Genomic DNA, 9,802 nt, shown 5'->3' on the forward strand with positions numbered 1-9,802 from the left:
GCTTTTTAGACCGGGCTCATCTATAAACACAACATTCATTATCATGGGGTATGATATTATCGGAGATGTTCACGGCCATGTACAAGAGCTTGAAATGCTTTTGAAACAGATGGGTTATGAAGAGATCAACGGTGTATGGCTGCATAAAAACAGGAAAGCTGTTTTTGTGGGCGATTTTACCTGCCGTGGTCCGGAAACCCGCCATACCATCAATCTTGTCAGACGAATGTTGGAAAAGGGAACAGGAATGGCCATTTTGGGCAATCACGAAATGAATGTGATCGGTCACTTCACTAAAAACAAGGAGGGAAAACCCTTTAAACAAGCCACCGGCTCCAACAAGAAAATAATGGACAGCATAAAAGCCGAGTATATATATGAAAAAGAGCGCCTGAAAGCCGATGTCAAATGGCTGCGCACCCTCCCCTTTTCTGTCAGTTTGGGTGCCATCCGCATTGTTCATGCATACTGGAATCAGTCTCATCTCGAACTGATTGAGAAAAATCGTAAAAACGGCAAACTATCCAAAAAAACACTTTCCGAAGTCTTTTCTTCACAATCGGAGCTTGGAAAAGCCATCCGTCAAACCACCCGGGGCATAGAAGTAAATCTTCCGCACGACTTGATAATTAAAGACCAAAAAAACATACGCCGCACCAATTTCAGAATTAAATGGTGGGAAGAACCGTTCGGAAAGACTTTCAGGCAGATGAGCTATGGTAACAAGTTTATTCTTCCCGATTACACAGTACCTCCGGAATTAATCGAGCCGTTTGATGTTTATCCGGCTAAAGCCCCTTTTGTTTTTGTCGGTCATTACTGTGTTGATGAGCCGAACATGATCGCTTCCGAGAATGTATGCTGCGTGGATAATTGCCTGGCTAATGGCGGACAGCTGGCTGCTTATCGCTGGAACGGGGAAAAACAACTGAAGCTGACTAATTTTGTGTTTCAGAGGAAAAGGGTTGTTGAGTCGGGAATGGGGGGAGACTGAGGCTAAGGTTAAGGTTGAGGCTGAGGTTGAGGTTGAGGTTGAGGTTAAGGTTGAGGTTGAGGCTGAGGTTGAGGTTGAGGCTGGAGATTGGAAGTTAGAGGGTTAGAAATGAGCGTTGCAAGTAATTCTGCAGGCATAAGCCTGTAGGCAATAGTCAGCAGGCAGTATTAATAGTGGCAAAGGCAGATAAGGTATATCCAAAAGTATATCGGGAATTCCTCTTCCAGTGGTTTTTGAAGTGGGGATGCAGTCTGCTATCAGAAGAATCGCTTTCTGAGTAAAATCATAATTCAGGGATTTTATTTAGGCTAAATTAGATGTCTCAGACACATAAAGCGAGGCATTATGGCACACAAAGAATACAGAACAGAAAGCGACCTGATAGGTACTCTTCAGGTTCCAAAAGAAGCTTACTACGGCATTCAGACACAAAGGGCAATTGAGAACTTCAATATATCTGCTGCCCGTCTTAAGCAATACAAACATTTTATTTGGGCACTTGGTGCAGTTAAGATGGCAGCCGCACTGGCAAACCACGAGCTGGGATTGCTCGATACACGGCGAAAAGACGCTATTGTTCAGGCCTGCCGTGAGGTAATGGATGGCAAACACAACAAGGAATTCCCGATAGACATGATTCAGGGAGGAGCCGGCACTTCCACCAACATGAATGCCAACGAAGTCATTGCCAACCGGGCACTTGAAATTATGGGATACCAAAAGGGAGAATATGAATATTGTTCGCCCAACGATCATGTAAACATGTCGCAATCAACCAACGACGCTTATCCTACGGCCATCCAACTTGCCCTCATCAGGATGAATAATGACCTGATCAAACATTTGAAAAAATTAATAAAAGCCTTTAACTGTAAAGGAGAAGAATTCTCTGATATTCTGAAAATGGGTCGTACCCAGTTGCAGGAGGCTGTACCAATGACATTGGGACAGGAGTTCACCGCATTTGCCAATACCCTGAAAGAAGAAATTGAGCGTCTGTCACAAAATGCCAACCTGTTCAGAGAGATCAACATGGGGGCAACTGCCATCGGCACAGGTATTAATGCCCTTGATGGTTACTCCGGGGCTTGTGTAAAACATCTTCAAGACATAACAACGTTTCCGCTGGAGCTGGCATCAGACCTTGTTGAAGCGGTTCCCGATACAGGTGCATACGTTATCTATTCGTCGGCTCTGAAAAGAATGGCCGTTAAGATTTCCAAGATATGCAACGATTTGCGCTTGCTGTCATCCGGTCCGAGAGCAGGATTCAATGAGATCAACCTCCCTCCCATGCAGCCGGGTTCGTCTATTATGCCCGGAAAGGTAAATCCGGTAATACCCGAGGTTATGAATCAAATTTGTTTCAGGGTTATAGGAAATGATCTGACGGTAACCTTTGCAGCCGAAGCCGGTCAGTTGCAACTTAACGTTATGGAACCGGTACTGGTTTATTCCATTATGCAGTCCATAAATTTCATGATCAAAGGAATGGACACGTTACGCAAAAAGTGCATTACGGGTATTACCGCCAACCGCGATGTGTGCGAAAACAGCGTTAAACACAGCATCGGTGTCGTAACTGCCCTGAATCCCCACATCGGATATAAAAACAGTACCCGTATTGCCCAGAAAGCCCTTAAAACAGGTAAAGGTGTTTATGAACTCGTGCTCGAAGAAGGCATTCTTACCAAAGAGCAACTGGACGATATCCTTAAGCCGGAGAATATGATAGGGCCGCTGAAGCGGGCTGCAAAGGAGCGTTTTTGAGTTTTTAGAACACACTCCTAAAGCCAGGGTGATAGATGTTTTGATGTAAGATATTTAGATGTAAGAGGTTTAGATGTAAGAGGTAAAAGAATGACGTGTTAAGAATTTTCAATCAAAGCAACGCGAAACTGATCATCCCAAACAAGGCGACCCTTTTTTTCTTTGCCGTTGTCGTCTTTAAAGCTCTTCAGGATGCTGGTTTTTCCATTGAGAATCAGATCGCCGGCCTGTTTTTCGGTAATTTTTTTCTCCATAAAGACAAAAGGAATAATAACCCGGCACCCTTCGTTGTAACGGTTGCAACCCCAGGCATTTTTTCCTTTAACGATGATGCCGTGACCGCATTTCGGACATTTCCATTCGGGCGTTTCGTCTTTTTCGAGGCGTAATTCGTAATTTTCGTCAAGCGAGAGCTTGCCATCCACCTTTTCACCGTTCAGCTCAAACCCTTTTATAACAGGCGTTTTCCCTTTTTTGAGAAGCATTTCGACCTGCTTATCGGTCAGTTTTTTATTCAAGAACTCAAAAGGGACAAGGGTTTTACATCCGTCATTAAATCGTGAGCATCCCCAATTTTGTTTTCCCTTTAGCATTGTACCTTCACTGCACCTCGGGCAGGGAATTGAGTCTGAACCTGGACTATTCCCAGATGCCTGTCTGTTTTGATGTTTTTCTCCGGGGGCGGCCTCTTTCTTCTGTTCCTCGGTTACTTCAATTTTCTGAATCGTATGGTCGTTTTTTACAACCCTTATCACATCATTCACCATCTCTTTCATTTCGTTCATGAAAGCCCTCACATCGTAGTTACCTTGTTCAATGTCACGGAGTTTTTTCTCCCACATACCAGTGAGTTCCACCGACTTAAGAAGATCGTTTCTGACATTTTCGATAAGTTGAATTCCGGTGATGGTTGGGGCCAGACTCTTTCTGTTCCTGGTGATATACCGTCTTTTGAAAAGGGTTTCAATAATAGCAGCCCGGGTGGAAGGACGACCAATTCCGTTCTCTTTCATCAGGTCGCGTAATTCATCATCATCGACCTGCTTCCCGGCAGTTTCCATTGCCCGTAACAGGGTAGCTTCGGTATATGGTTTGGGCGGTTGCGTTTCTTTTTCCTGAAGGTCGGGTTTATGAGGCCCGCTTTCCCCTTTCTCAAAATCAGGCAAAACATTATCATCAGCGGGCTTTTTACCGGCAGAGTCCTTCTGGTAAACTTCGCGCCAACCCGGATCAACAATCTGTTTGCCTGATGTTTTGAATTTCACGGTATCTACTTTCCCTTCAACAGTGGTTGTGGAAATGGTACTGTCGGGCCAGAATGCCGCGATAAAACGACGGGCAACCGTATCGAAAACCAATTTTTCGTTGCGACTTAAATTGGAAGGAATCTGTCCGGTGGGAATAATGGCATGGTGATCGGTCACCTTTTTATCGTCGAAAACTTTTTTCGATTTTCTTATCTTTTTCTCAAGCACGGGTGCCGTAAGCGATTCATAATGTCTGAGACCTTTAAGAATACCTGGAATTTTAGGATAAATATCGTTGCTCAAAAAAGTGGTATCAACACGCGGATAAGTGGTAGCCTTTTTCTCGTAAAGCGACTGGATCAGCTTCAGGGTCTCGTCGGCCGAAAATCCAAAGCGTCTGTTGCATTCAACCTGCAGGGCGGTCAGATCAAACAAGCGTGGTGGTGCTTCTTTTCCTTTCTTACGGCTGAAGCTGGTTATCTCGAAAGGCTTATCCTTAATGACCTTCAATGCTTCAATCGCTTCATCTTTTTTAAAGAACCGACCACTGGTGGCCGAAAAAACCACATCTCTGTAAGTCGTTTTCAGTTCCCAGAATGGTTGCGGGACAAAATGATCGATCTCTTTTTGCCGTTCAACAATCAGCGCCAGAGTCGGTGTTTGTACCCGACCGATTGATAAAACCTGGCCGTGCTGGCCATATTTAAGCGTATACAATCGTGTGGCATTGATGCCCAAAAGCCAGTCGCCAATGGCTCGCATACTTCCGGCAGCATACAGGCGGTCAAATTCTTTGGCATCATAAAGTTTTGCAAACCCTTCCTTCAAAGCATCTTCAGTCAGCGATGATATCCACAATCGTTTTACCGGGCACTGGCATCCGGCCTTTTGCAGTACCCAACGTTGAATCACCTCTCCTTCCTGTCCGGCATCACCGCAATTAATCACCTCTTCGGCTTCTCCCACCAGTTTACTGATGACTCGAAATTGCTTAACCACTCCCTGGTTGCTCAGGAGCTTAATTCCGAATTTAGCAGGCACCATTGGAAGCGTGTTCAATCGCCATCGTTTCCAGTCGGGCCTATAATCGTGCGGCTCTTTGAGAGTGCACAAATGGCCGAAAGTCCAGGTAACACAATAGTTATTACCTTCGAAGTATCCGTCGCGCTGATTGGTCGCGCCCAGGACACGTGCAATTTCTCTGGCTACGCTGGGTTTTTCGGCAATACAAACCTTCATATAAAACGTATGATTGTTGTGATGTGCTGCGAAGTTAATAAAAATGGCCTTTCAGACCCCTTTCCTCTTAAAAGAGTGATAACTGATTGCCTTCATCCGCCACCTTCTTTTCTGTTGCCGGTAAAATAATTTTGTTCATCAAATAACGAGGGATTTCAGAAATAAAAGATGAAGGTTCCTGCTGCTCTTCTTTGCCGTATATTGTGCGTCTGGAAGTATATGTCAGATACAGTTCATCACGGGCACGAGTCATGGCCACGTAAAACAATCGTCGCTCCTCTTCAATATTGCTGTCTTTATGAGCGGCAGGTGTGATGCCATCTTCGGCACCTGCAATAAAAACAACAGGAAATTCCAGCCCTTTTGCCGCATGAAAAGTCAGCAAACGAACACCATTGGGGGCATGAAGGGCTGCATCGGTGTATGGATTAAGGACGGCATTTTCGAGGAATTTACGAACATCGGTACCTGCTTCGGAAGCCATTGTAAGTATGGTTTCCATCCTCAGCGTTTGATACTGATCGTCGCCATTGAGCGGAATATGCCTGGCAAGAATCATCTTCACCACCGCCCGGAGTCCTTTTTCTTCAATAACTTGTGGCAGACGGTTGAAAAAATCCACATATTCAGAAAGACTTTTGCGGGCATCTTCTTTCATCTCAAAATCACCGGGGATACGCCAGTCGGAGTTATTTTCATGCAACGTCACCAAAAAATTCCGCACGTCTGCTGCCGACCAGCCGGGCAGCATTCCAAGAATATCTTCCAATGCCATCCGTTCATCAGGATTAAGATAAAGACGGAATGTATTGGTAATAAACGAAAAAGGATGCAAAGAGAGCCATTTGTTGCCATCGGCGGTAACGACCGGAATATTTGCTTTATTAAAAGCCGACAACAACTGTTTTCCGATATGATGGGTACGATAAAGCACAGCAATATCGGAAAAAGCATAATTGCCATCGTAAGCTTCACCCCCCGACAAAAGATTCACGCCTCCCACCTTCTTCTCAATCTCCTTTAAAACAAAAGCAGCCTCCTGATCGGGGGAAGTCCCGTTAAACAAACTTATTTTCTGGGGGCCCGTTCTTTCGGGTTGAAGCTCAATATCGCTTCTCAACGAATTGTTACTGATGAGCGCCGAAGCGGCCTTTATCACCGATGGGACACTGCGGTAATTTTGTGTAAGACTGATTACACGCGGATGAAAATCTTCCTCGAAACGGAAAAAAAGTTTCACATCTGCCCCCCGGAATCCGTAAATGGCCTGATCGGGGTCTCCAATGGCCAGAATATTACGGCCATCAGCCAAAAGCCGGATAAACTTATATTGCAGCAGATTGATGTCCTGAAACTCATCCACCGCAATGGCTTTTATTGAGTTCCGGTGTTGTTGCAAAACAGCGGGATTGTTTTCCCACAACTTCACCAGACGGCCTGTCAAGTCAGAAATGTCAATAGCGTTGTGGTCGTCCAGATAATTTCGATAATCCGTAACATAAGACTCAAAATCAGGAAAATCACTCTCCTGAAGCCGCTCGAAAAAAGCCGCCATTTCATCCGACAGCTTTCTGCATTCTTTATTGTCCAAACCGGGGAAAAGAAAACGAAAAACGGAGAGCCGGTTGGCTTCGTCGTAAATCACGTCCAACCCGTGATAATGCTGTTGCAACAAACGCCAGGCGATGGCATGAAACGTTCCGGCCATTACATTGCCTTCAAATCCATCGGAAACACCACGCAGCCGTTCTTCAATCTCCCGGGCTGCCTTGTTGGTAAACGTGATGGCCAACACCTCGGATGGCGCGGCATTGCCTGTCTCTATCTGCTTTTGGATCCACCGGATAAGCGTTCCGGTTTTTCCTGTTCCCGGCCCGGCTTTTACCAATACAGCACCGGAAGTACTGTTTTTAACTTCCTGTTGAGCTTCATTAAGCCCATGGCTCTGGAAAGCAACAGCCGGTTCGGCTACCGATGTGAATTCTTCCGGTAAATTCAGTATGTTTTTCCTGTTTACTTTACCTCTTTTTTCGGGAACCACCTCGGGCATTCCGAAAAGATGCATCTGACCGCTAAGATTTTCAATTTCGCCATCTTCAAAAATTTTGATTACCCCGTACACTCCGTCGTAACCAGACCGCGGAGTGACATCGCCTCTACGCATCCGCTGAATCGCCTCGGCCAGAATGGCATCACCCTGCCGATGAATATCTTCTACCGGTATTTTGGTCAACAGCGAAAACTCATTACCATAGGTCGACAATGCCTGCTGAAAAGCTTTCTGAACATTTTTGGAAGTTGGCCCGGTCCCTTTTATTTCTGCCAATATTTCGGGCAAAGGAATGATATATGAATAATCGGGAGCATTTCCGGGCCTATGCGGTGCCGGTCTGTCGGACAGCGACTCCACTCTGTTGAGAACGCCAACCGTAAGCGGGCGCCCACAGACCGGACAAATACCATTGTACTTCTTCGTTTCTGCCGGATCAACAGAAATGCCACATTTCCTGTGGCCATCCAGATGATACTTGCCCTCCTGCGGAAAAAATTCGTAAGTCCCCATAAAACCCTCACGACTTTTTAAGGCATTGAACATGGCCACGTAACTCAACTCCGTATCGAATAGCGTAGCTTCCCGTCCCAACTTTTGTGGGGAGTGGGCATCCGAGTTGGACACCAGGGCAAAACGATCGAGTGCACTCCACCGCCAATTCATTTCGGGATCGGATGATAAACCGGTCTCTATGGCAAAAATAAGGTGCGAAAGGTCCCTGAAACACTCATCCACGCTGTCGTAACCTCCTTTGGAGCCCAATGTGCTGAACCATGGCGTCCATACGTGAGCAGGAATCAGGTAAGATTGTTCCGAACATTCGGTTATGATCTCCAGCAAGTCCCTGGACGGAAGACCAAGGATAGGACGACCATCGGCCGTCAAATTTCCGATCTGCGAAAGACGGGCATTGATGCGTGAAACCGTCTCCAAATCGGGCGCATAAACCAGATTATGATTCTTTCTAACCTTATCGCCAAACTTATAAATGGAACTAATCTCTGAAGACAAGCAAAAGCGCACATCAATATCGTGTATTTTCGTTCCGGGTAACCCTGATTCCTTAGGCGGATTCTTCATGCGAAAAAAGCCATTCCCGTCGGGTTCCAGCTTTTCCTGAATCTCCCTAAACCACTGCGGATGCGTAAAATCGCCTGTCCCGACCACATTAATACCTTTAATTCTGGCCCATTGGTATAGCGATTCCAGATTCAGATTTTTACTGGTGGCTCTCGAAAACCTGGAATGAACATGAAGATCGGCTATGTAGAACATGGTTAGAAAGATGAATTTAAATAATCCGTAAAAAGATCAAAACGCGGAGACGCTATGACGCAAAGTATTTATTGTTATGAGAATCGAGATTTGCAAAATATTTCAAGAGTTGGGGTGTGTTATATTCAAATGGCATTGGCTATAAATTATATTTCGCTTTAATCTTTTTTCTAACCTGAGAGAGGATCATGTCTTCACCTTTATTAAGTTGTTCAAGCCCTTCATTAATAGCTTTCTTATCTTCATTGCTTACAGAACCCCACCAATCGTTTTTTTCTCTTTGTATCCGCTCCATTTGAGCCAAAACATCTTCTTGCTATATCGATGATATCCAGTTAATCAGATTAATTTTCCTTGTTTCTATATTCACAACAGTCCGTTAAACTTTTACAATACGTTGCAAACCAATTGCTTGCGATTAAAAGGTTGTAGTTATTAAAATACAGAATATCAAGATTATATGAATCATCTTATATCTTATATCTAAAAATCTAACGATCTATTGTATTCATAACTTCCATCTTTTATCTCTTACAAATTTAGCGATTTAAACTAATTTTGTTAGCCTTTAAGTGAATGATGTTTTTCCAACGCCTCCTGCGTATCATCCAAATCCCCCGTCCTGTAACTTTCCGCAGAGCTTACATATCAGTACTATAATCCCAATAAACATCCCGTGAAAAAATACGGGCCCAATTTTCAACCTGAAAAAAAAGTACAATCCACCATTTTGATCTCTGATTTGATAACCTGTAGACATGATTGGGATTTTTATCAGTAAGGATAAAAAATATCCGCTTCCCATCCGGCTGTTTTAGGTGGAAATCCGACAAGTTCAATCGCATCACTTTTATCTGGTAGTTGAAAACTACAGCGATTTGAGCGACGAAGTTACCGCTTGACTCTGCCGCGTTGCTTGCAAAGAAACTTTGCCGAGAGGGGTGATTTAAACAGAATCAGGTATTTTGACCTTGTAGGCAACTATTTAAGCCTGCGCTGGCAGGTCAAGGCTTTTGGAAAAAATACTACCCGAGGGAACGAAGGGTGGGGATTTTTTCAAAACCTCCCGAAGAAAAATCGGGATAGACTCCGGGCCTGGCCTTGCGCGGGTTAACCTGTGGGCTTTATTTTGGCCGTAGAGGTTTAAATGGCGGTTTGATTGATCTAGCCTGCATTATTCATAAATTATCTATTACGATGCTCAACTATCGGCAAAACACAAGC

General features: G+C 44.7%; 5 protein-coding genes. 2 read left to right on the forward strand and 3 right to left on the reverse strand.

What is annotated here, in order from left to right; genetic code table 11:
* On the forward strand, positions 1-994 hold a 994-nt coding region (locus tag OQ5_RS0117825; RefSeq protein WP_016778791.1), incomplete at its 5' end, for a metallophosphoesterase.
* Positions 995-1,339: 345 nt separating this feature from the next.
* Positions 1,340-2,764, forward strand: a complete 1,425-nt coding sequence (gene aspA / locus OQ5_RS0117835) for an aspartate ammonia-lyase (RefSeq protein ID WP_016778793.1) — start codon at positions 1,340-1,342, stop codon at positions 2,762-2,764.
* 98 nt (positions 2,765-2,862) lie between these two features.
* On the opposite strand, the gene OQ5_RS0117840 is transcribed toward aspA, so the two are convergent.
* From OQ5_RS0117840 to OQ5_RS23680, 3 genes are all read right to left on the reverse strand, one after another.
* A complete protein-coding gene (locus OQ5_RS0117840) occupies positions 2,863-5,250 on the reverse strand; it encodes a type IA DNA topoisomerase (RefSeq protein WP_016778794.1) in 2,388 nt (795 codons plus the stop codon).
* A gap of 67 nt (positions 5,251-5,317) precedes the next feature.
* Positions 5,318-8,578: a UvrD-helicase domain-containing protein gene (locus tag OQ5_RS23290; protein WP_016778795.1), complete on the reverse strand. Its 3,261-nt coding sequence runs from the start codon at positions 8,576-8,578 to the stop codon at positions 5,318-5,320.
* Between the two features lie 139 nt (positions 8,579-8,717).
* A complete protein-coding gene (locus OQ5_RS23680; RefSeq protein WP_016778796.1) occupies positions 8,718-8,873 on the reverse strand; it encodes a hypothetical protein in 156 nt (51 codons plus the stop codon).
* Positions 8,874-9,802 lie beyond the last annotated feature (929 nt).

Origin of the sequence: Anaerophaga thermohalophila str. Valhall (genome assembly GCF_000250735.1) — a bacterium.
GTDB classification, from domain to species: Bacteria; Bacteroidota; Bacteroidia; order Bacteroidales; family Marinilabiliaceae; genus Anaerophaga; species Anaerophaga thermohalophila_A.